The sequence below is a fragment of the Mesorhizobium sp. M1365 genome, assembly GCF_040317865.1.
Classification (GTDB): domain Bacteria; phylum Pseudomonadota; class Alphaproteobacteria; order Rhizobiales; family Rhizobiaceae; genus Mesorhizobium.
On record NZ_JAMYLG010000001.1, the window covers coordinates 252,430 to 272,155 of the forward strand.

Consider the following 19,726-nt stretch of genomic DNA (forward strand, 5'->3'; position numbering starts at 1 on the left):
CGCAACATCGAATACAGGGGCTTTCGGCATGACGCATTCCGATCACCATCATCACGCCCATGGCAGCTGCTGCTCGGCAAAAGGCGCACCCTCTGCTGCGGACGCCGTCGTCCGCGATCCGGTCTGCGGCATGACCGTCGATCCGGCTGTCGGCAAGCCGACGGCCGAGCATGACGGCCATCGCTATCATTTCTGCAGCGAGAGCTGCCGCGTGAAATTCGTCGCCGAGCCGGAAAAATACCTGACCGCAACCGATCCCGTCTGCGGCATGAGCGTCGATCGCGCCACGGCCAGGCACTTTTTGCGGCACGAGGGCCGGGGCTTCTATTTCTGCTCGGCCGCTTGCCAGGCGAAGTTCGAAGCCGAGCCGGCAAAATATCTCGGCGACAGGCCGGCGCCGCAGCCGATGCCCAAGGGCACGCAATACACCTGCCCGATGCATCCCGAAATCATCCGCGACAAGCCCGGCTCCTGCCCGATCTGCGGCATGGCGCTGGAACCGATGGGCGTGCCGACCGGCGACGAGGGGCCTAACCCGGAACTGGTCGACTTCACCAGGCGCTTTTGGGTGAGCGCGGTGCTGTCCGTGCCGTTGCTGGTCATCGCCATGGCGCCGATGCTCGGCCTGACGTTCCAGGCCTTCATCGACGACCGCGCGAAGGTCTGGCTGGAGCTGGCGCTGGCCAGCCCGGTGGTGCTGTGGGCGGCATTCCCGTTCTTCCATCGCGGCTGGGATTCGATCCTCAACCGCAGCCCCAATATGTGGACGCTGATTTCGCTCGGCGTCGGTGCCGCCTACCTCTACAGCGTCATCGCCACGCTGTTTCCAGGCCTCTTTCCGCACCAGTTCCGCGGCCATGACGGCACCGTACCGGTCTATTTCGAGGCGGCGGCGGTAATCGTCGCGCTGGTGTTCCTCGGCCAGGTGCTGGAATTGCGTGCCCGCGAGAAAACCGGTTCGGCGATCCGTGCGCTGCTCGACCTGGCGCCGAAGACGGCGCGGCTGATCGGCGCGGACGGTTCCGAAGACGACGTGCCGCTCGAAACCGTCAAGGCCGGCGACCGCTTGCGCATCCGCCCAGGCGACGCCGTGCCGGTCGACGGCATTGTGCTCGAAGGGCGCTCCTCCATCGATGAATCGATGATCACAGGCGAGCCGCTGCCGGTCGAAAAGACCGACGGCGACAACCTCACCGGCGGCACGCTCAACAAGAACGGCTCGCTGATCATGCGCGCCGAAAAGATCGGCGCCGAGACGACGCTGGCGCGCATCGTCGCGCTGGTCGCCAAGGCGCAGCGTTCGCGCGCGCCGATCCAGGGGCTGGCCGACCGCGTCTCGTTCTACTTCGTCCCGGCCGTCGTGCTGGTCGCCATCATTGCATTCGTCGCCTGGGCTATCCTTGGCCCTGAGCCGAGCCTGGTCTTTGCCATCGTCTCGGCGGTCTCGGTGCTGATCATCGCCTGCCCCTGTGCGCTCGGGCTTGCCACGCCAATGTCGATCATGACCGCCACCGGGCGCGGCGCGCATGCCGGCGTGCTGATCAAGGAAGCAGCAGCGCTCGAGCGCTTCGCCTCGGTTGATACGCTGATCGTGGACAAGACGGGAACGCTGACCGAAGGCCGGCCGCGACTGACCGATGTCGTTGCCGTCGAAGGCATGGCGCAGGACGAGCTGCTGGCGCTCGCCGCCGGTCTCGAAAAAGGCTCGGAGCATCCGCTGGCCGAGGCGATCGTCGAAGGCGCCCGCGAACGCGGCGTGAAGGTCCCCGACTCCGGCGGTTTCGAGGCCGTCACCGGCAAGGGCGTTTCCGGCACGGTTTCGGGGCAGAAGGTGGCGCTCGGCAATGCCGCGATGATGGCCGATCTCGGCATCGACACGGCGTCGGTCCTGGCCAGCGCCGAGGCGCTGCAGGCCGACGGCAAGACCGCGATGTTCGTCGCTGTCGCAGGCAAGCTCGCCGGCCTCGTCGCCGTTGCCGACCCGATCAAGGCGACCACCGCCGAGGCGATCAAGGCGCTGCATGACAGTGGGCTGAGGATCGTCATGGCGACCGGCGACAACGAGCGCACCGCCAAGGCCATCGCAGCCAAGCTCGGCATCGACGAGGTGCGTGCCGGGCTTTTGCCCGAGCAGAAGGGTGCGCTGGTCGAGGAATTGCGTGCAAACGGCGCCGGCGTCGCCATGGCCGGCGACGGCGTCAACGATGCGCCAGCACTCGCCGCTGCCGATGTCGGCATCGCCATGGGCACCGGCGCCGATGTCGCGGTCGAGAGTGCAGGGATCACGCTGGTCAAGGGCGATCTCAACGGCATCGTCCGAGCCCGCACGCTTGCCCAGGGCACGATCCGCAACATCCGCCAGAACCTGTTTTTCGCTTTCCTCTACAACGTGCTTGGCGTGCCGGTTGCTGCCGGCGTGCTTTATCCGCTCACCGGCACGCTGCTGTCGCCGATGATTGCGGCGGCGGCGATGAGCCTGTCTTCGGTTTCGGTCATCGCCAACGCATTGCGGCTCAGGACGTTGAAACTCTGATTAAAACTTCCAGATAGACCCTGTTCAAAAAAGGAGACGATGAATGACCCTGGCCAAGAAGATCGTGCTGCTGATGATGGCGGCGGGAATGCTGCTTGCTGTTTTCCTCGAAAGCGTTCCGGCACAAGCCGAGGAGATGAAGCACGACATGGGCGCAATGGGCGCGCAGAGTCCCTCGACCGAGGGCTACAAGGCGGCGATGGACAAGATGCACGCCGACATGATGGCGATCGAATATTCCGGCAATGCCGACGTCGATTTCGCCCGCGGCATGATCCCGCATCACCAGGCGGCCATCGACATGGCCAAGATCGAGCTCGCCAATGGCAAGGATCCGGAAATCCGCAAGCTGGCCGAAGCAGTGATCGCCGCGCAGCAAGCCGAGATCAAGCAGATGCAGGACTGGCTCGCCGCCCATCCGGTGAAGTAGGCGTCACGCTGTCGGGGAATCCGGGCGAGAGGCTTCACCTGGATTTCTGCTTCACCTGGATTTCCCTTGGCGGCTATGGTGCTATCCGGGCCTCGGACTGGAGCATGCCATGCCATCGACGATAAGAACGACCACCCTGCCCTGCGGCGAAGCCGTACCGGTGCTCGGCCAGGGCACCTGGAAGATGGGCGAGGACGGTCGCCGCCGCGGCGATGAGGCCAATGCCCTGAAGCTCGGGCTGGATCTCGGCATGACGCTGATCGACACCGCCGAAATGTATGCCAGCGGCGGCGCCGAGGAGGTGGTGGCGGAGGCCACCGCCGGTCGCCGCGACGAGGTTTTCCTGGTCTCCAAGGTGCTGCCGTCCAATGCCTCGCGCGCCGGCGTGAAACGGGCATGCGAGAACAGCCTGAGGCATCTCGCCACCGACCGCATCGATCTCTATCTCTTGCATTGGCCGGGCAGCGTGCCTTTGATGGAAACGGTAGAGGCGTTCGAAGCGTTGAAGGCGGCCGGCAAGATCCGCCATTGGGGCGTCAGCAATTTCGATACCGACGAGATGGAAGAGCTGGTTCGGTTGCCGGCCGGCGGCAACGTCCAGACCAACCAGGTGCTCTACAATCTGTCGCAGCGCGGCGTCGAGTTCGACCTCGCCCCGTGGAGCCGGCAACGCGGCATGCCGCTGATGGCCTATTCGCCGGTCGATCAGGGGGTATTGGCACGCAACGCCAGGTTAGATGCCATCGCCGCCCGCCACGGTGCGACGCCGGCGCAGATCGCGCTTACCTGGGTGATGGCGCAGGAGGGCGTGATTGCCATTCCGAAGGCCAGCCGCCCGGAGCATATCCGGCAGAATGTCGCGGCGTTGGACATCGAGCTCACGAGCGAAGATTTCGCCGAAATTGACCGCGCCTTCCCACCACCGAGGCGGAAGTCCGGCTTGGCGATGATTTGAGGGGTGGGGCGGAAGGCAAGCCAAAGCAGCGTTCCGTCACACCCCCCTCTGTCCTGCCGGACAGTCCGGCAGGACAGAGGGGGGTGCCGTAGAGCGCTATCGGACGAGCACTACTTCTCAGCCATCCCCTTCAGCCGGTACAGCGCCTCCAGCGCTTCCCTTGGCGTCATCTCGTCGGGATTGATCTCCGCTAGCGCCAAACCCAGCCCATCACTCTTCGCCGGCTTCGACGCTTCCCGCTTCGCCGCCACGGAAAACAGCGGCAGGTCGTCGACCAGACGGTTGGCCTTGCCCGAGACCTCGCCGGCTTCGAGCTGGTGCAGCACTTCCTTGGCCCGGCCGACGACGGCCTCTGGCAGGCCGGCCAGCCGCGCTACCTGGACGCCGTAGGAACGGTCGGCCGCACCCTTGCCGACCTCGTGCAGGAAGACCACGTCGCCCTCCCATTCCTTGACCCGCATGGTGACGTTGGAGAGCCGCGGCAGTTTTCCGGCCAGCGCCGTCATCTCGTGGAAATGCGTGGCGAAGATCGCCCGGCAGCGGTTTTTCTCGTGCAGATATTCGACCGCCGCCCAGGCGATCGACAGGCCGTCGAAAGTGGCGGTGCCGCGGCCGATCTCATCGAGGATGACCAGTGCGCGTTCGCCTGCCTGGTTGAGGATCGCCGCCGTCTCGACCATCTCGACCATGAAGGTGGAGCGGCCGCGCGCCAGATCGTCGGAGGCGCCGACCCGCGAAAACAGCCGGTCGACGACGCCGATATGGGCTGATGCCGCAGGCACGAAGGAGCCGGTCTGGGCGAGGATGGCAATCAGCGCGTTTTGCCTGAGGAAGGTCGATTTGCCGCCCATGTTGGGGCCGGTCAGCAGCCAGATCGCGCCGGCCTTGGCATCGCCTTGCGGCGACAGATCGCAATCATTGGCGACGAACGGACCTTCGCCGGAACGCCGCAGCGCCTGTTCGACCACCGGGTGGCGTCCGCCCGCAATCTCGAAGGCAAGGCTCGCATCGACCAGCGGCCGGCACCAGGCCTCGCTCTCGGAAAGCAAGGCAAGCGCGGCCGAAACGTCGAGCACGGCGAGCGCTTCGGCGCCGGCACGGATCGTGTCGGCTTGGCCGACCACTTCCGCCGTCAGCGCCTCGAAAGCGGCAAGCTCGATCGCCAGCGCCCGGTCGGCGGCGTTGGCGATCTTGGTTTCCAGTTCGGCGAGTTCGGTGGTGGTGAAGCGCATGGCGTTGGCCATGGTCTGGCGATGGATGAAGCGCGCCCTGGCGCCGTCGCTGCCGGTCATCAGCGCATGATGATTGGCGGTGACTTCGATATAGTAGCCCAATACGTTGTTGTGCCTGATCTTCAGCGAGCGGATGCCGGTCTCGTCGATCAGCGAACGCTCCAGCCCGGCGATCACCTTTCGCGACTCGTCGCGCAATGCCCGCATCTCGTCGAGTTCGGCGTGGTAGCCGCCGCGGACGAAGCCGCCGTCGCGCCTGAGCAACGGCAGCTCGTCGCTGAGCGCCTGTGCCAGATGCGTCGCCAGTTCACTGGGCAGTGCCTTGATGGCTCCCAACGCCGCGGTCAGTTCGGCCGGCAATGCGGTTTGGCCGAACAGTTCGGCGATGGCGCCGGCCGCTTCGAAACCGGCGCGCAGCGCGCCGAGGTCGCGCGGGCCGCCGCGGTTGAGCGCCAGCCTGGACAGCGCCCGCGGCATGTCGGCGACGCTCTTCAGGCTTGCCCGCACCGCCTGGCAGAGGCGCGTTTCGGAGCGGAAGAACGACACCGAGTCCAGCCTTGCGGCGATGGCCGCCGGGTCGGTCAGCGGCGCCATCAAGCGGTCGGCGAGCAGCCTTGCGCCGCCACCGGTCACCGTGCGGTCGATCGCCTTGAACAGCGACCCGTCGCGGCTGCCGGACAGCGTGCGCAGCAGCTCCAGATTGGCGCGCGTCGCCGGGTCGATGAACAGCGTCGAACCCTGCTCCTCGCGCTGCGGCCGCGACAGCGGCGGCCGCTCGGCCTTCTGCGTCTTTTCGACATAGGCGATGACGCCTGAGATCGCCGACAGTTCGGCGCGCGAAAACGTGCCGAAACTATCCGGCGTTGCCACCTCGAAGAGGCGGGCGATGCGGCCGGCGGCCGAAGCCGAATCGAACAGCGACGGCGGCTGCGGGCTGGCGAGGCGGCCGAGCACGTCGAACACCGGTTTCAGCTCCGGGTCGTAAAACACCGGTTCGGCGACGATCAGCTCGCGCGGATCGACGCGGAAGACATCGGCGAGCAGCCGGTCGGCGGTTGTCTCGGCGACGCGGAAGACACCGGTCGAGATCTCGATCCAGGCCAGGGCGAAACTTCCTTGGTTCCCTGTCGCGCTGCCGCGCTCCCCGCCTCTTGTATCGCTGCTGCCGCCCTTGACCCGTCCCAGCGCCATCAGAAAACTCGATTCCGACGGCGCCAGCAGTTTGTCCTCGGTGATGGTGCCTGGGGTTACCAGCCGCACCACGTCGCGGCGCACCACCGATTTGCCGCCGCGCTTCCTGGCCTCGGCCGGATCCTCGATCTGCTCGCAGACGGCGACGCGGAACCCCTGGCCGATCAGCTTCTGCAGATAATCGTCGGCGGCATGCACCGGCACGCCGCACATCGGGATGTCGAGCCCCTGATGCTTGCCGCGCTTGGTCAGCACGATGCCGAGCGCCCGGCTTGCCTTCTCGGCATCGTCGAAGAACAGCTCGTAGAAATCGCCCATGCGGTAGAACAGCAGCGAATCCGGGTTCGCCGCCTTGATCTCGATATACTGCTCCATCATCGGCGTCGCCGGCGCGAAGGCCGGCGTGGCGTTGTCGCTTCGAATGGGCGTCTCGTCGTTCAAGAAGCTGCTTCCAAAATTTTGCAAGCCATGCTTGGCGGTTTACAGCGGCGAAGTGTAGCCTTAATCCCGAACCTTCCACAAAAGAAAGCATGCGCACCCATCTCAAGCGGTGCCGTACGGGCGAGGAAACCAAAAGTACCATGGCCAAGAAAACCGAAAGCAACGGGCCCTCCGTCAGCGCCCAGGAGGCATTGGAATTCCATGCCATGGGCCGCCCCGGTAAGCTGGAGATCGTAGCCACAAAACCGATGGCGACGCAGCGCGATCTCAGCCTTGCCTATTCGCCGGGCGTCGCCGTTCCGGTTCTCGCCATCGCCGAGGACCCGAGCCGCGCCTTCGACTACACGGTTCGCGGCAACATGGTCGCCGTCATCTCCAACGGCACCGCCATCCTCGGCCTCGGCAATCTCGGCGCGCTGGCCTCGAAGCCGGTGATGGAAGGCAAGGCGGTGCTGTTCAAGCGCTTCGCCGATGTCGATTCCATCGACCTCGAGGTCGACACCGAGGATGCCGACGAATTCATCAACTGCGTGCGTTTCCTTGGACCCTCCTTCGGCGGCATCAACCTCGAGGACATCAAGGCTCCGGAATGCTTCATTATCGAGCAGCGGCTGCGCGAGCTGATGGACATACCGGTCTTCCATGACGACCAGCACGGCACCGCCATCATCTCGGCTGCCGGCCTGATCAACGCGCTGGAAATCACCGGCCGCGATATGAAGACCACGAAAATGGTCTGCAACGGCGCCGGTGCTGCCGGCATCGCCTGCATCGAATTGATGAAGGCGATGGGCTTTGCGCCTGAGAATATCATCCTTTGCGACACCAAGGGCGTGGTCTTCCAGGGTCGCACCGAAGGCATGAACCAGTGGAAATCGGCGCACGCCGTGAAAACCGGTGCGCGCTCGCTGGCCGAAGCGCTGGACGGCGCCGACGTGTTCCTCGGCCTCTCGGCCAAGGGCACGCTGACCACCAAAATGGTGCAGTCGATGGCCAAGAACCCGATCATCTTCGCCATGGCCAATCCCGACCCCGAGATCACGCCGGAAGAAGTCGCCGAGATCCGCACCGACGCCATCATGGCGACGGGGCGGTCCGACTACCCGAACCAGGTCAACAACGTGCTTGGCTTCCCCTACATCTTCCGCGGCGCGCTCGATGTGCGGGCGACCACCATCAACGACGACATGAAGATCGCCGCGGCCAAAGCGCTCGCCGAACTGGCGCGCCAGGACGTGCCCGACGACGTCGCCGCCGCCTACCAGGGCAACCGGCCGAAATTCGGCCCCAACTACATCATCCCGGTGCCGTTCGATCCGCGCCTGATATCGGCGATCCCGATCGCCGTCGCCAAGGCGGCGATGGACTCCGGCGTCGCGCGCAAGCCGATCCTCGATTTGGACCGTTACGCGCAGGAGCTTTCCGCCCGCCGCGACCCGATCGCCTCGACGCTGCAGCGCATCTACGACCGGGTGCGCCGCCAGCCCAAGCGCATCGTCTTTGCCGAGGGCGAGGAGGAGCAGGTGATGCGCGCCGCCGTCTCCTATGTGAACCAGCGGCTCGGCACCGCCATCCTGCTCGGACGCGACGACATCATCAAGGAAAACGCCAGGAACGCCGGCATCGACCTCGGCAAGCAGGGCATCGAGATCATCAATGCGCGGCTGTCGCGCCGCAACTCGATCTACACCGACTATCTCTACGAGCGCATGCAGCGCAAAGGCTTCCTGTTCCGCGACTGCCAGCGGTTGATCAATAACGACCGCAACCATTTCGCCGCCTGCATGGTGGCGCTGGGCGACGCCGACGGTATCGTCACCGGCGTTACCCGCAACTATTCGACGGCGCTCGACGACATCCGCCGCGTCATCGACGCAAGGCCCGGCCATTGCGTCATCGGCGTGTCGATCGTGCTCGCGCGCGGTCGCACCGTCCTCGTTGCCGACACCGCCGTGCACGACATGCCGGATGCCGTCGAGATCGCCGACATCGCCGAGGAGGCCGCCGGTTTTGCCCGCCGCATGGGCTACGAGCCGAGGCTCGCCATGCTCGCCTATTCAACCTTCGGCCATCCGCAGGGCGAGCGCTCCGAGCGCGTCCAGGAAGCGGTGCGCATCCTCGACAAGCGCCGCGTCGATTTCGAGTATGACGGCGAGATGGCCGCAGACGTGGCGCTCAACGCCCGCGCCATGGCGCAGTACCCGTTCATCAGGCTGACCGGCCCGGCCAACGTGCTGGTCATGCCGGCCTTCCACTCGGCCTCGATCTCGACCAAGATGCTGCAGGAGCTCGGCGGCTCGACCGTCATCGGCCCGCTGCTGGTCGGCCTGAACAAGCCGGTTCAGATCGTCTCGCTGAATGCCAAGGATTCAGACATCGTCAACATGGCGGCGATCGCGGCGTATAGCGCGGGAGCTTGACGAGCGGGGGCAGCAGCAGCGCCTCTCCCTTCTCCCCCTGTGGGAGAAGGTGGCCGAGCGAAGCTCGGTCGGATGAGGGGTGTTCCAGCTTGGCACCGGCAGCACTCCGTCCAGCACCCCTCAACCGTCTCGGCGCTGCGCGCCGATCCACCTTCTCCCACAGGGGGAGAAGGAAGAGATGCCGCTACAGCAGCCCCGCCTGCTCGGCCTCTCTGCGCAAATTCTGGCGTGGCCTTGGGCCGATTTGCTGGATGACCAGCCCGGCTGCCAGCGAGCCGAGATCGCCGCAATCCTTCAGGCTGCGGCCTTGCGTGTAGCCGTAGAGGAAGCCGGCGGCGTAGAGGTCGCCGGCGCCTGTGGTGTCGACCAGCTCGCGGATCCTGGTCGCATTGATGGTCACGGTCTCGTCGCCGCGCACGATCACCGAGCCCTTTTCCGAGCGGGTGACGGCGGCGATCTTGCAGTCCTTGCGGATCCGCGCCAGCGCTTCGTCGAATGACGCGGTCTGGTAGAGCGACTTGATCTCGTGGCTGTTGGCAAAGACGATGTCGACGGTGCCGGAGCGCATGAGATCGAGGAATTCGTCGCGGTAGCGATCGACGCAGAACGAGTCCGACAATGTCATCGACACTTCGCGCCCGGCGGCGTGGGCGAGCTTAGCCGTCCGCCTGATCGCCTCCTTGGCGCGCGGCGGGTCCCACAGATAGCCCTCGAAATAGGTGACGGCCGCGCCCGACGCCTTGTCGGCCTCGACGTCCTCCGGGCCGAGCTCGACGCAGGCGCCGAGATAGGTGTTCATCGAGCGCTCGCCGTCCGGCGTGACGAAGATCATCGAGCGCGCTGTCGGCGGTTCGCCGTTAAGCGGCCTGGTGTCGAAGGCGACACCCTGGGCATGGATGTCATGCGCGTAGATTTCGCCGAGCGCGTCGTTGGAGACCTTGCCGAAGAAGGCGGCGCGACCGCCGAAGGAGGCCACGCCCGCCGCCGTGTTGCCGGCGCTGCCGCCCGAGGCTTCAATGGCCGGGCCCATGCGGCTGTAGAGCAGTTCGGCGCGCCTCGTGTCGATCAAATTCATTGCGCCCTTGATGATGCCGTTGGTCTCCAGGAACGCCTCGTCGCACTGGGCGATGATGTCGACGATGGCATTTCCGATACAAAGCACGTCATAGTCCGGCATCAATTCATGTCTCCGCCCAAAAACCCACCGGCTTTCTGCCACGCCGGGCGCGGGCGGGTCTAGCGGTTTGATGCGGCTTTGCCTAGGCCGCGAGTTATAAATCCGGGCAGAACGCATGCTTCGTATCGCGCGGTTTGCGCTTGTCTCGCGACCTGTCTCCGCCTATCCCGAAATATCGCCCATGGGCCTCGTTTGACATGGAATTGGAAACGCCGTGATCCTCGACGCCGCCCGTGCCGCCTTGAGCCGGCTGTTCTCACCCGAATTCCGTTCCGTGTTCCTGAAGACGCTGGGGCTGACCTTGCTGGCGCTGGCGGCGCTTTGGTTCGGGATCAAGAGCCTGTTCGAATGGCTGGCCTGGCCGTGGATCGATGCATGGCTGCCCGCCCTACCCTCCTGGGCCGGTTGGCTGGGCGCCGTCGTCGTCGGCATCGGCCTTGCGCTGGGCTTGGCGCTGCTCATCGCGCCGGTGACGGCGATCATCGCCGGCCTGTTCCTCGACGACGTCGCCGAAGTGGTCGAGCGCACGGATTATCCAAACGACCCGCCCGGCCGCGCCGTGCCGCCGTTGCGCTCGCTGGTGCTGGCGATCCGCTTCTTCGGCGTCGTCATCCTCGGCAATATCGTCGCCCTGCTGCTGCTGCTGGTGCCGGGCATCAACATCGCCGCCTTCTTCGTCGTTAACGGCTATCTGCTCGGGCGCGAGTTCTTCGAATTCGCCGCCATGCGCTTTCGCCCGGAGGCCGAGGCCAAGGCGCTGCGCAGGAAATATGCGGGCACGGTGTTTCTCGCCGGGCTGCTCATTGCTGCTTTTCTTGCCGTGCCGCTGCTCAACCTTCTGACGCCGCTGTTCGCCGCCGCCATGATGGTGCATGCGCACAAGGCGATCTCGGCACGGGAAGGGAGCTAGCGCAGCAGAAAGCCGCGCCCCAGTTCATCATCGTCCTCGACGATGAATTCGGCCCGCCCTGAATAATAGGCGCGGCCGCCGACGCGGGCGATGATGGCATCATGCGGCCCGGCCGTGGCCGTGCGTACGACCGCGCCGGAAAAGCGCGAGCCGGCAATGCTCTCGAACAGCCGCGTCCGGCCAATTTCGATCTGCCCCTTGGCGTGCATGGCCGCCAGCCGCGCGGTGACGCCGGAGCCGGTCGGCGAACGGTCGACCTCGGCCTCGGCGAAAACGCAGATGTTTTTGGTCGGCGTATCGGAGAACGCATCCTGTCCGTCGGTCAGGATGGTGCCGTAGAGAAAGGCGAGATTAGCATGGTCGGGATGCGACAGCGGCAATTCGGCCTTCAGCTTATCACTCAGCGCGGTCGCCGCATCGACGAAATCGCGCACGCGGTTCCTGCCGAATTCCAGCCCGAACTGGCGGCAATCGGCCAGCGCATAGAAGGCGCCGCCATAGGCGACGTCGAAGCCGACCGGACCATAGCCCGGCAGCTCGATCCGCTGGTCGCCGGCGAACAGAAACGCCGGCACGCTTTCGAAGGACACCGCGCCGGCCTTGCCGTCCCTCACCTCGACCGCAGCCGAAATCAGCCCGCATGGCGCCTCGATATTGACGGTCGTCATCGGCTCGCGTGGCGCCACCAGCCGCTCGTCGACGGCGTAGCGGCCGAGCGCGACGATGGCGTGGCCGCACATCGTCGAATAGCCCTCATTGTGCATGAACAGCACCGCGAGGTCGGCGCCCGGCAGGTCGGGCTCCACCAGCAGCGCGCCATACATGTCGTAATGGCCGCGCGGCTCGAACATCAGGATCTTTCTGAGATGATCGAGATGGTCGCGCACATAGGCACGCTTTTCGAGGATCGTGCCCTTGAGAATGTCGGGGTAGCCGCCGGTGACGATCCGCAGCGGCTCGCCGCCGGTGTGCATGTCGACGACCGTGAGCGTCATTCGCCGGGCCCGACCTAGGCTGAAGATTTGGCAAACAGCGCCTGCAGCTTGCCGAACGGCATGGCGGCGCGGGTGAAGCCGAAGGTGCCGTCCTGCTGGATCTCGCGCGCCGCGGTCTCCAGCATGCCAAAGGCGAAATTGGTGAGCCATGGGCCGAGCGAGACGCGCTTTACCCCCGCCATGGCTAGATCGGCGATGGTGAAGCCGGGCCTGGCCATGACGTTCACCGGCTTGGTCAGCGCCGAGCAGACGGTTCGCACCATCTCGATGTCGCCCAGGCCCGGTGCATAGAGCACGTCGGCACCGGCTTTCTCGAAGGCCTGCAGCCGCTTGATCGTGTCGTCGAGATCGGGCTTGCCCCAGAGGAAATTCTCGGCCCGCGCGGTGAAGACGAAATCGCGTTTCAGTGCCCGTGCCGCTTCCGCCGCCGCCGCGACGCGATCGACGGCATGCGAAAAATCATAGATCGGCTTGGCGGGCTCGCCGGTATGGTCCTCGATCGAGCAGCCGGCGAGGCCAGCCGCCTCGGCGGCGAAGATGGTCTCGCCGGCACTTGTCGCGCTGTCGCCCTTGCCCTTTTCGAGGTCGGCCGAAACCGGCAGCCCGGTCGCCGCTGACACTTCACGGCAATGATGGATCATCGCCTCGAACGTCACCGCGCCGTCCGGCAGGCCGCGCGAAAAGGCAAAGCCGGCGCTGGTCGTGGCCAGCGCCTTGAAGCCGAACGAGGCCAAGAGCTTGGTCGTGCCGACGTCCCAGGAATTGGCCATGACGAAGATCGAGGCATGCAGGTCGCGAAAAATCTTGCCCTTGTCCATGGATGCTCCCCTCCAGTGCAGAATGTGAGGCAAATTCTAGCCCGGCGGAAGGCGCCGGGCAAACAAATGCGGTTGGCTCAGAAGCGTTTGGCGTTTTCATCTGCCAATCGGTCCAGCGCGTCGGAATCCTTGACGTAGCGCGAAGCGTTTTTGTCCCAATGATAGGTGACGGAAATGTCGCGCGAAGACGCCTCTGGCGGCGGCTGGCCGTCGCAGCTTTCATCGCCCGGCACTGTCGCGTCGGTCACCGTAACCTTGATGGCTGCATAAGGCTGGCCGTCGGCAATCGCCTGGAACGCCGCATTCTGTGTCCTCCTATGAGTGCAGAGGTTTTCGTCGAACGTATAGATCATGTCGATCAGCTCGAACCTGTCGTTGCGGACCATGATCAGCGGCGTGATCCCATAGCCCTGGCTCGAATTGAAATGCATGCTCATGCTGATGATGGCGTCATCGCCGGGCCCGATCGACAGCTTGCCCGGATCGCGAAAGTAGGTGCTGCGGTCGACGGCGACATTGACCGCGTCGAGCAAGGCCGGCTTGCCGGTGATGTCGTAGAGTGCCAGCACGGCATAACCCTCGGCGCTGTCAGGCGAGTCGCCGAGGTCGAGCAGCATCGCCAGCCGGTCCTTGCCGCCGGCCTTGATGCCGAGCACGTCGCCGCTGGAAAGACCCGACGTCGCCGGCGGCGAGCCGTCGTAGTCCGGTCCAGCGACGTGGCGCATCTCGATCGGCATCGAACCTCGGAAAAAACCGTCCTTGTCCGCGGTCAGATCGGGAATGACCATCCTGGCGAGATCGAGATAGGTAACATCGCCGTGGCCGGGGACGGCGCTGCCGAGCTCCGGGAAACTGACGGCCTCCGCGCTGGCCGTCGTCCAAAGACAGGGCAGCAGCAGGCAGGCAAAGATGAAACGAAGCAGGGAGAAGGTCATGCGCGCGCGCTCGTTATCTTGGGCGCGCGCAAGCTAGAGCATTTTGCGACCAAGAGGAAACACCTGGCGTTGCCTCACTATGTTGGCTTGGCTTGGCTCGCCAGGGTCTGCTGAAAAACCGGCACCAGCTGATCCATGGCGGCTGCGAGCCACGCGCCGAGCTCGTCGGGCAGAGTGTCGTGGATCCAGACCAGGCGGCTCCGGCCCTCGCCCTCGGCAAAGACCTGCATGAAGGTATTATCGTGGGTGACCTCGTCGCCGAGCCATCCCCACACGATCCGCCGGCTCTGCTCGTCGCGGGCGATGAGCCGCTCTCGCACAATCTTGCCGTCGGCGAAAGTAAGGGCCCGTACGTCGCCCTCATCCACCCGGCAGTCGACGAAAACGCCTGGGGCTATCCGTTGGGCGCCGCCGGCGAAGTCGCCCACCGTCCCGTCGCATCCTCGATACGGCGACCGCACTGTTTTCTCTGGAGGGGGTCCGTGCAGTCGGGATCGACCGCATCATCGCCGAGGCCGGCGTTGCCAAGGCGACGTTCTATCATCACTTCGCGGCCAAGGACGACCTCGTCCGCGCCTATATCGAGGAGCTCAGCAAGGGAGGACGGGCGGCAATCGCGAGCCTTGGCCGGCCACCTCGCCAGATGATCCTTGCCATAGTTGATCTCATCGCCGACGCGGCGGATCAGCCGGGCTACCGCGGCTGCCCGTTTCAGAACGCCGCTGCTGAATATCCGGACCCCAGCAGCCCGGTTCGCCAGGCGATCGATCAGCATCGTCACTGGAAGTGGGGCACCCTCAGGGACTTGCTGATCGCCGACGCAGATCCCGATCCGGACCGCACCGCGGACGCGCTAACGGTGGCGGCCGACGGCCTCCTTGTCGTCAGTCATCTCGACAGGCCGGCCAATCTGCGCAGTCTCATACGCGACACGGTCGACCGAGTACTTGGGGCGCCGCGCCCGGTCTGAGATCGGGCGCGCATGCAGGCTGCGCAAAGGCGATCAGTGGATCGGCACCAGCCCGGCCAGTTCACGCATGTCGTCGAACAGGATGCCGCCGGCTTCGATCAGCCCGTCGCGGTCGGAAAGCGGGTCGCCGTGGTAGGAATAGACGCGCATGCCGGCGGCGATGCCGGCTGCCGTGCCGGCGACGCTGTCCTCGATGACGATGCAGTCGGCGGGTGCGAAGCCCATCGTCGCTGCCGCATGCAGGAAGAGGTCGGGGAACGGCTTACCGCGCGAGACCATGGTCGAGCTGAACAGCGCATGCTCGAACAGCGGCAGCAGCCCGGTCTGACCGAGCGTGATGTGCATTTTCGATACCCGTGCCGACGAGGCGACGCAGGTGGCGATGCCGGCGGCGTGCACGGTTTCGATGAACTCGCGAACGTAGGGGATGGCCTCGACGCCATGCGCGAACAGGTCCGGCAGGCCGGCGTTCCAGCGCTCGACGAAATCGGCGCCGAGGCTGACGCCGGTCGCCTCGACTTCCTTCTGCACCGAGACCATGCTGCGGCCGGAGAAATTCTTCCGGCAATATTCGAAGCTGGCCGGAAAGCCGGCCGCGGTCAGCCATTCGGCGAGGCGCCGATTGGCCAGGTTCTCGGTGTCGACCAGAACCCCGTCGCAATCGAAGATGACGAGCTTGGGTATTTTCATCAGGCCGTGCCGGTCGATCCGAAGCCGCCCGAGCCGCGCGCCGTACCGCCAGCCAATGTGCGCTCCTCGACGGTCGCCTGCGTCACCGGGGCGAAGACGATCTGGGCGATCCGCATGCCCCGCGTCACCGCGAAATCCTCGTCGCCGAGATTGATCAGCAGCACCTTGACCTCGCCGCGATAGTCACTGTCGATGGTGCCCGGCGTGTTGAGGCAGGTGAGCCCGTGCTTGAAGGCGAGGCCCGAACGCGGCCGGACCTGGCCTTCGACGCCCTCCGGAATTTCCAGGACCAGCCCGGTCGGCACCAGCGCGCGCTTTCCCGGCAGGATCAAAAGCGGCCTGTCGTCCGGGACGGCGGCGCGCAGGTCCATGCCGGCGGCGCCCGAGCTTTCATAGGCCGGAAGCGGCAAGCCCTCGCCATGCGGCAGCCTGACGAAGCCGACAGCCGGACCGATGACGGAGGTGGGATAAAGTGCTGCGCGCATGAGGCTGATCCTATCGTCGCGAACGCCGGCTCAGTCAACTCGGCGGCAATGCTATCAACGGCTTTCTTTCAGTGCGGTTCCGCCTCAGCGCAGTTCCATCGGAACGACCGTGGTCTCCTTGATCTCCTCCATGACGAAGGAGGCCGAAACGTCGGATAGTGCCACCTTGGCGATCAGCCGTTGATAGAGCCGGTCATACGCCTTCACATCGGCGACGCGGGCGCGCAGGACATAGTCGAGATCGCCGGACATGCGGTAGGCGCCGGTGATCTCGGCAAAGCCGGTCACCGCCGCCCGGAATCTTTGCAGCCAGTCGGGATCGTGGTTGGAGGTGCGGATCAGGATGAACACCGAAAGGCCGAGCCCAAGCTTGTCGGCATCGACCAGCGCCACCCGGCCGGTGATGACGCCGTCCTCCTCCAGCCGCTTCACCCGGCGCCAGCAGGCATTGCGCGACAGCGATATTCTTGCCGAGAGCTGGTCGACGGACAGCGTGCCGTCGCGTTGCAGCTCGGCCAGCAATCTCCAGTCTATTTCGTCGATTTCCGGCGCCATGTGGGATGTTTGTCCCAAAATTTTGCTTGAGACAAGGATAATTTGAGACCGATGAACCGAACACCCATGCCAGTATACTCATCGCCGGCTCTTCATGCCGGCAGGAGGGATCGACATGACCGCACGGCTCGCAAGACTTTTCACCTCTCACCCGGCCGCGGTCGGCGAGAGTTATTTCGGCCATATGGCTTTCGCCGCATGGTTCTCGTCGCGATTGTTCATGGCGGCCTTTGCCGCGCTCGTTCATGCTTTCTTGCCGTTTCTGTTCGAGACCACGGCAAGCGGCATCATCCGTGAGCTCTATGAGCGGACGCACAACAGAGGACGGTAAGCCGCAGAGGTACCGAGCGCAGCGAGGCCGCTGGACAGCGCCGACCCTCAACAGGCCCCGCAGCGCAATCCCGATCAAGCGCCGCCATCGTCGAATGCCGAGCCAGGCTTGTATCCACGCGCCAATCCGCCATTTTGAGGATCGCGGCGCGATAGCCCGGAGCATTCACCATGGATATCGTCTTTTCCTCGACCACCAAACTGGCCGCGGCCATCCGCGACCGTACGGTTTCCGCAATAGAGGTGCTGGACGAGCATCTGGCGCAGATCGACAGGCACAATAAGGCGGTCAATGCCGTCGTAACCCTCGATCGGGACGGTGCGCGGCAACGCGCCGTCAAAGCCGACGACGCGCAGGCGCGCGGCGAGGCCCTTGGGCCGCTGCATGGCGTGCCGTTCACACTGAAAGACACGCATGAAACCGCCGGCATGAGAACCACCGTCGGCTTCCCGGCCTTCGCCGACTATGCTCCGAGGGCAGACAGTCCGGTCGTTGCCCGGCTGAAGGCGGCAGGCGGCGTGCTGGTGGGCAAGACGAACGTGGCGACGATGCTCGGTGACTGGCAGTCTGACAATCCACTGTTCGGCCGCACCGGCAACCCCTGGAACCTCCAGCGCACCGCCGGCGGCTCCAGCGGCGGTGCGGCGGCGGCGCTCGGCACTGGTATGACGCCGTTCGAGGTCGGCACCGACATGCAGGATTCGATCCGGCTGCCGGCCGCCTTTTGTGGCGTCTACGGCCTCAAGCCGACCGAGCACCGCGTCTCGCTCGCCGGCGCCTTCCCCGACCCGGGCGGGGCGCCGCGCAGCGTGCGGCTGATGTCCTGCCTCGGACCGCTGGCGCGCAGCGTCGAGGACCTGGCACTGATCTACGGCCTCATTGCCGGGCCGGATGGAAGCGATACCGACCTTGCGCCGGTACCGGTCGAAACCATGCCGGAGCTGGATCTCAGAAATTTGCGCATTGCCGTCGCGCCGTCCTTTCCGGGCTTTCCGGTGGCCGGCGAGATCAGCGCGGCGGTCGAAAGTCTGGCAAAGGAGCTTCAGTCGGCAGGCGCCATCGTCGAGGATGCCAAATTGCCGAAGCTCGACCTGCACGACGACCTGGAGCAAGGCGGTGCGCTGATCGGCATGATGCTGGAGGCGGCCCAGCCCCAACCGCGGGAGAAGCCGACGCCGGTCTCGCGCTGGTTCGAGGCGCTCGCCCGCCGCGACCGCTCCATCCTGGCGTGGGAACGGTTCTTCGACGGCTGCGACGCCTTGCTGTGCCCGGTCGCCATGGCCACCGCCTTCCCGCATTGCGAGCCGGGAACGCCGATCGGGGTCGACGGCAAGACGCAAAGCTACTGGATGCTGCCGGCCTATGGCGCGGTGTTCAACTACAGCGGCCATCCGGCACTGTCGCTGCCCTGCGGACAAGATCGCGACGGCCTGCCCATCGGACTACAGCTTGTCGGCAAACGCTGGTCGGAGCGGCGCCTGCTCGGGATCGCCAGGGCAATCGAGCCGCTGGCCGGCGGCTTTCGCCGCCCGCCCGGTTATTGAGTAAACCGCGCCAGTCCGTAGGGATCAAGCAGCGGATCGCGCTCGCCGTCGAGGATTTCGCGGGCGGCGAACAGGGCGACGGCCGGCGCCAGCGTGATGCCGGAATGCATGACCGCAACATAGACGCCGCTCGTGCCTTCGGCGCGGCCTATGATCGGAAAGCCATCGACCGGCGTCGGCCGATAGCCAACGGTGTGGAAATCGAGTTCCAGCCCATCCGCGCCGCGCAGCATCGCCTTCATCGCCGCAAACAGGTCGCGGGCGGTGGCCGGGGCATCCATGCCGGGATCGGCGCCACCGAAATCCGAGCCGGCGATGACGCGGCCTTCCGCCGTCTGGCGCATATGCAGGCGGTCGCCGATCACCAGGCCGTTGAGCAGCTTTTCGTAGGGGCGCGAATGCACGATCAGGCCGGGCGGCGTTTCGATCGGCAGTTCTATCCCGGCTGTGGCAGCGATTGCCGGAGAGCCGGCTCCGGCCGCGATCACCACCTCGTCGGCAGCAATCCGCCCGCCGGATGTATCGACGCCGGCAATCCTGCCGTTGGCTTGCACCAGAGCGGTGACGGTCGTCCCGGCTACAATTCGCGCGTCGCGCCGTTCGGCGTCGGCCAGCAGTGCTTGCGTGGCGGCGACCGGCTCGGCAACGCCTTCCTCGGCGACATAAAGGGCGAAATCGGGAAGCTCGGTCAGATTGGGCTCGATGCGGGCCGCTCCGGCACGGTCGACACGCTCGATGCCGTAGCCCCATGCGGAGTGCTCGGCCGCATAGGCTTCGAGTTCGGGACGTGGCAGGTCCCAGCACAGGCCGCCGCACCATTGCAACGGGATGCCGGGCACCTCGTTCGCCAGTCGCGTCCATTCGGCCATCGATCGAGTCCGTAGTCGGAAGTAAGGCTGCGGATTACCCCAGCTGGCATTGATCCAGGCAAAGGAATTCGGTGTCGCGACGCCGCCGGCGCCGCTGCCGGCAACGACCGTCACCTTTGCTCCGGCCCTGGTCAGGTGCCAGGCGATGGAGGCGCCGATGATACCGGCGCCGATGACGATCACTTCTTTCGCAGCTGTCATGCTTCACTCCTCGTTCCAACGCCACCACTGCGATGCCATTGCCC

Annotated in this window: 18 protein-coding genes; 8 read left to right on the plus strand and 10 right to left on the minus strand. The window is 65.5% G+C overall.

The annotated features are described in order from the left end of the window. The first annotated feature begins 28 nt into the window (after window positions 1-28). The 3 genes from NKH04_RS01160 to NKH04_RS01170 all read left to right on the plus strand — a co-directional run bounded on the left by NKH04_RS01160 (window position 29) and on the right by NKH04_RS01170 (window position 3,918). Window positions 29-2,533, plus strand: coding sequence for a heavy metal translocating P-type ATPase (locus NKH04_RS01160; protein ID WP_353043946.1), 2,505 nt, complete (start codon window positions 29-31; stop codon window positions 2,531-2,533). 43 nt (window positions 2,534-2,576) lie between these two features. Continuing rightward, a complete protein-coding gene (gene copM, locus NKH04_RS01165; RefSeq protein ID WP_352540444.1) occupies window positions 2,577-2,963 on the plus strand; it encodes a CopM family metallochaperone in 387 nt (128 codons plus the stop codon). A gap of 109 nt (window positions 2,964-3,072) precedes the next feature. After that, window positions 3,073-3,918 carry an aldo/keto reductase gene (locus NKH04_RS01170; protein ID WP_352469971.1) on the plus strand — a complete coding sequence of 282 codons (846 nt, stop codon included), beginning with the start codon at window positions 3,073-3,075 and terminating at the stop codon, window positions 3,916-3,918. 110 nt (window positions 3,919-4,028) lie between these two features. On the opposite strand, the gene mutS is transcribed toward NKH04_RS01170, so the two are convergent. Continuing rightward, on the minus strand, window positions 4,029-6,719 hold the full coding sequence (gene mutS / locus NKH04_RS01175; RefSeq protein ID WP_353044002.1) for a DNA mismatch repair protein MutS: 2,691 nt from the start codon (window positions 6,717-6,719) through the stop codon (window positions 4,029-4,031). A 203-nt stretch (window positions 6,720-6,922) separates the two neighbouring features. Here mutS and NKH04_RS01180 point away from each other — a divergent pair, with 203 nt between their 5' ends. After that, the gene (locus NKH04_RS01180; protein ID WP_353043947.1) at window positions 6,923-9,202 is read left to right on the plus strand and encodes an NADP-dependent malic enzyme; all 2,280 of its coding nucleotides are present in this window, start codon (window positions 6,923-6,925) and stop codon (window positions 9,200-9,202) included. A gap of 184 nt (window positions 9,203-9,386) precedes the next feature. On the opposite strand, the gene NKH04_RS01185 is transcribed toward NKH04_RS01180, so the two are convergent. Further along, window positions 9,387-10,379, minus strand: coding sequence for an adenosine kinase (locus NKH04_RS01185; RefSeq protein WP_353043948.1), 993 nt, complete (start codon window positions 10,377-10,379; stop codon window positions 9,387-9,389). A 214-nt stretch (window positions 10,380-10,593) separates the two neighbouring features. Here NKH04_RS01185 and NKH04_RS01190 point away from each other — a divergent pair, with 214 nt between their 5' ends. After that, window positions 10,594-11,289 (plus strand): sulfate transporter family protein, encoded by a 696-nt coding sequence (locus tag NKH04_RS01190; RefSeq protein WP_353043949.1) that lies wholly within the window; start codon window positions 10,594-10,596, stop codon window positions 11,287-11,289. On the opposite strand, the gene NKH04_RS01195 is transcribed toward NKH04_RS01190, so the two are convergent. From NKH04_RS01195 to NKH04_RS01210, 4 genes are all read right to left on the minus strand, one after another. Further along, window positions 11,286-12,284 carry a proline racemase family protein gene (locus NKH04_RS01195; RefSeq protein ID WP_353043950.1) on the minus strand — a complete coding sequence of 333 codons (999 nt, stop codon included), beginning with the start codon at window positions 12,282-12,284 and terminating at the stop codon, window positions 11,286-11,288. The genes NKH04_RS01190 and NKH04_RS01195 overlap by 4 nt on opposite strands. Window positions 12,285-12,298: 14 nt before the next feature. Further along, window positions 12,299-13,102: an isocitrate lyase/PEP mutase family protein gene (locus NKH04_RS01200; protein WP_353043951.1), complete on the minus strand. Its 804-nt coding sequence runs from the start codon at window positions 13,100-13,102 to the stop codon at window positions 12,299-12,301. A 77-nt stretch (window positions 13,103-13,179) separates the two neighbouring features. Further along, window positions 13,180-14,037, minus strand: a complete 858-nt coding sequence (locus tag NKH04_RS01205; protein ID WP_353043952.1) for a hypothetical protein — start codon at window positions 14,035-14,037, stop codon at window positions 13,180-13,182. Between the two features lie 77 nt (window positions 14,038-14,114). Further along, window positions 14,115-14,465: an SRPBCC family protein gene (locus NKH04_RS01210; protein ID WP_353043953.1), complete on the minus strand. Its 351-nt coding sequence runs from the start codon at window positions 14,463-14,465 to the stop codon at window positions 14,115-14,117. A gap of 11 nt (window positions 14,466-14,476) precedes the next feature. On the opposite strand from NKH04_RS01210, the gene NKH04_RS33190 reads away from it, so the two are divergent. Continuing rightward, window positions 14,477-15,007: a TetR/AcrR family transcriptional regulator gene (locus tag NKH04_RS33190; protein ID WP_502893748.1), complete on the plus strand. Its 531-nt coding sequence runs from the start codon at window positions 14,477-14,479 to the stop codon at window positions 15,005-15,007. 33 nt (window positions 15,008-15,040) lie between these two features. On the opposite strand, the gene NKH04_RS01225 is transcribed toward NKH04_RS33190, so the two are convergent. The 3 genes from NKH04_RS01225 to NKH04_RS01235 form a co-directional block, all read right to left on the minus strand. Further along, complete coding sequence (locus NKH04_RS01225; RefSeq protein WP_352458656.1) at window positions 15,041-15,697, minus strand: HAD family hydrolase; 657 nt, start codon at window positions 15,695-15,697, stop codon at window positions 15,041-15,043. Then, complete coding sequence (gene dut, locus NKH04_RS01230; RefSeq protein ID WP_352448498.1) at window positions 15,697-16,182, minus strand: dUTP diphosphatase; 486 nt, start codon at window positions 16,180-16,182, stop codon at window positions 15,697-15,699. Before dut ends, NKH04_RS01225 begins: the two co-directional genes overlap by 1 nt. An 84-nt stretch (window positions 16,183-16,266) precedes the next feature. Then, entirely contained in the window at window positions 16,267-16,737 is a 471-nt protein-coding gene (locus NKH04_RS01235; RefSeq protein ID WP_353043954.1) for an Lrp/AsnC family transcriptional regulator, read from the minus strand. Between the two features lie 115 nt (window positions 16,738-16,852). On the opposite strand from NKH04_RS01235, the gene NKH04_RS01240 reads away from it, so the two are divergent. Beyond that, a complete protein-coding gene (locus tag NKH04_RS01240) occupies window positions 16,853-17,068 on the plus strand; it encodes a DUF6356 family protein (RefSeq protein WP_352469961.1) in 216 nt (71 codons plus the stop codon). 170 nt (window positions 17,069-17,238) lie between these two features. Beyond that, window positions 17,239-18,612 (plus strand): amidase, encoded by a 1,374-nt coding sequence (locus NKH04_RS01245; protein WP_352830334.1) that lies wholly within the window; start codon window positions 17,239-17,241, stop codon window positions 18,610-18,612. Here the strand turns inward: NKH04_RS01245 and NKH04_RS01250 are convergent. Further along, the gene (locus NKH04_RS01250) at window positions 18,606-19,682 is read right to left on the minus strand and encodes an NAD(P)/FAD-dependent oxidoreductase (protein WP_353043955.1); all 1,077 of its coding nucleotides are present in this window, start codon (window positions 19,680-19,682) and stop codon (window positions 18,606-18,608) included. The genes NKH04_RS01245 and NKH04_RS01250 overlap by 7 nt on opposite strands. Window positions 19,683-19,726: the final 44 nt, after the last annotated feature.

Bases quoted from the DNA above. Each gene is read 5' to 3' on its own strand.
- NKH04_RS01205 (WP_353043952.1), bottom strand. From the start codon at position 14,037: ATGACCTTCTCCCTGCTTCGTTTCATCTTTGCCTGCCTGCTGCTGCCC.
- dut (WP_352448498.1), bottom strand. From the start codon at position 16,182: ATGCGCGCAGCACTTTATCCCACCTCCGTCATCGGTCCGGCTGTCGGC.
- NKH04_RS01170 (WP_352469971.1), top strand. From the start codon at position 3,073: ATGCCATCGACGATAAGAACGACCACCCTGCCCTGCGGCGAAGCCGTA.
- NKH04_RS01240 (WP_352469961.1), top strand. From the start codon at position 16,853: ATGACCGCACGGCTCGCAAGACTTTTCACCTCTCACCCGGCCGCGGTC.
- NKH04_RS01250 (WP_353043955.1), bottom strand. From the start codon at position 19,682: ATGACAGCTGCGAAAGAAGTGATCGTCATCGGCGCCGGTATCATCGGC.
- NKH04_RS01235 (WP_353043954.1), bottom strand. From the start codon at position 16,737: ATGGCGCCGGAAATCGACGAAATAGACTGGAGATTGCTGGCCGAGCTG.
- NKH04_RS01185 (WP_353043948.1), bottom strand. From the start codon at position 10,379: ATGCCGGACTATGACGTGCTTTGTATCGGAAATGCCATCGTCGACATC.
- mutS (WP_353044002.1), bottom strand. From the start codon at position 6,719: ATGATGGAGCAGTATATCGAGATCAAGGCGGCGAACCCGGATTCGCTG.
- copM (WP_352540444.1), top strand. From the start codon at position 2,577: ATGACCCTGGCCAAGAAGATCGTGCTGCTGATGATGGCGGCGGGAATG.
- NKH04_RS01225 (WP_352458656.1), bottom strand. From the start codon at position 15,697: ATGAAAATACCCAAGCTCGTCATCTTCGATTGCGACGGGGTTCTGGTC.
- NKH04_RS01245 (WP_352830334.1), top strand. From the start codon at position 17,239: ATGGATATCGTCTTTTCCTCGACCACCAAACTGGCCGCGGCCATCCGC.
- NKH04_RS01160 (WP_353043946.1), top strand. From the start codon at position 29: ATGACGCATTCCGATCACCATCATCACGCCCATGGCAGCTGCTGCTCG.
- NKH04_RS01200 (WP_353043951.1), bottom strand. From the start codon at position 13,102: ATGGACAAGGGCAAGATTTTTCGCGACCTGCATGCCTCGATCTTCGTC.
- NKH04_RS01180 (WP_353043947.1), top strand. From the start codon at position 6,923: ATGGCCAAGAAAACCGAAAGCAACGGGCCCTCCGTCAGCGCCCAGGAG.
- NKH04_RS01195 (WP_353043950.1), bottom strand. From the start codon at position 12,284: ATGACGCTCACGGTCGTCGACATGCACACCGGCGGCGAGCCGCTGCGG.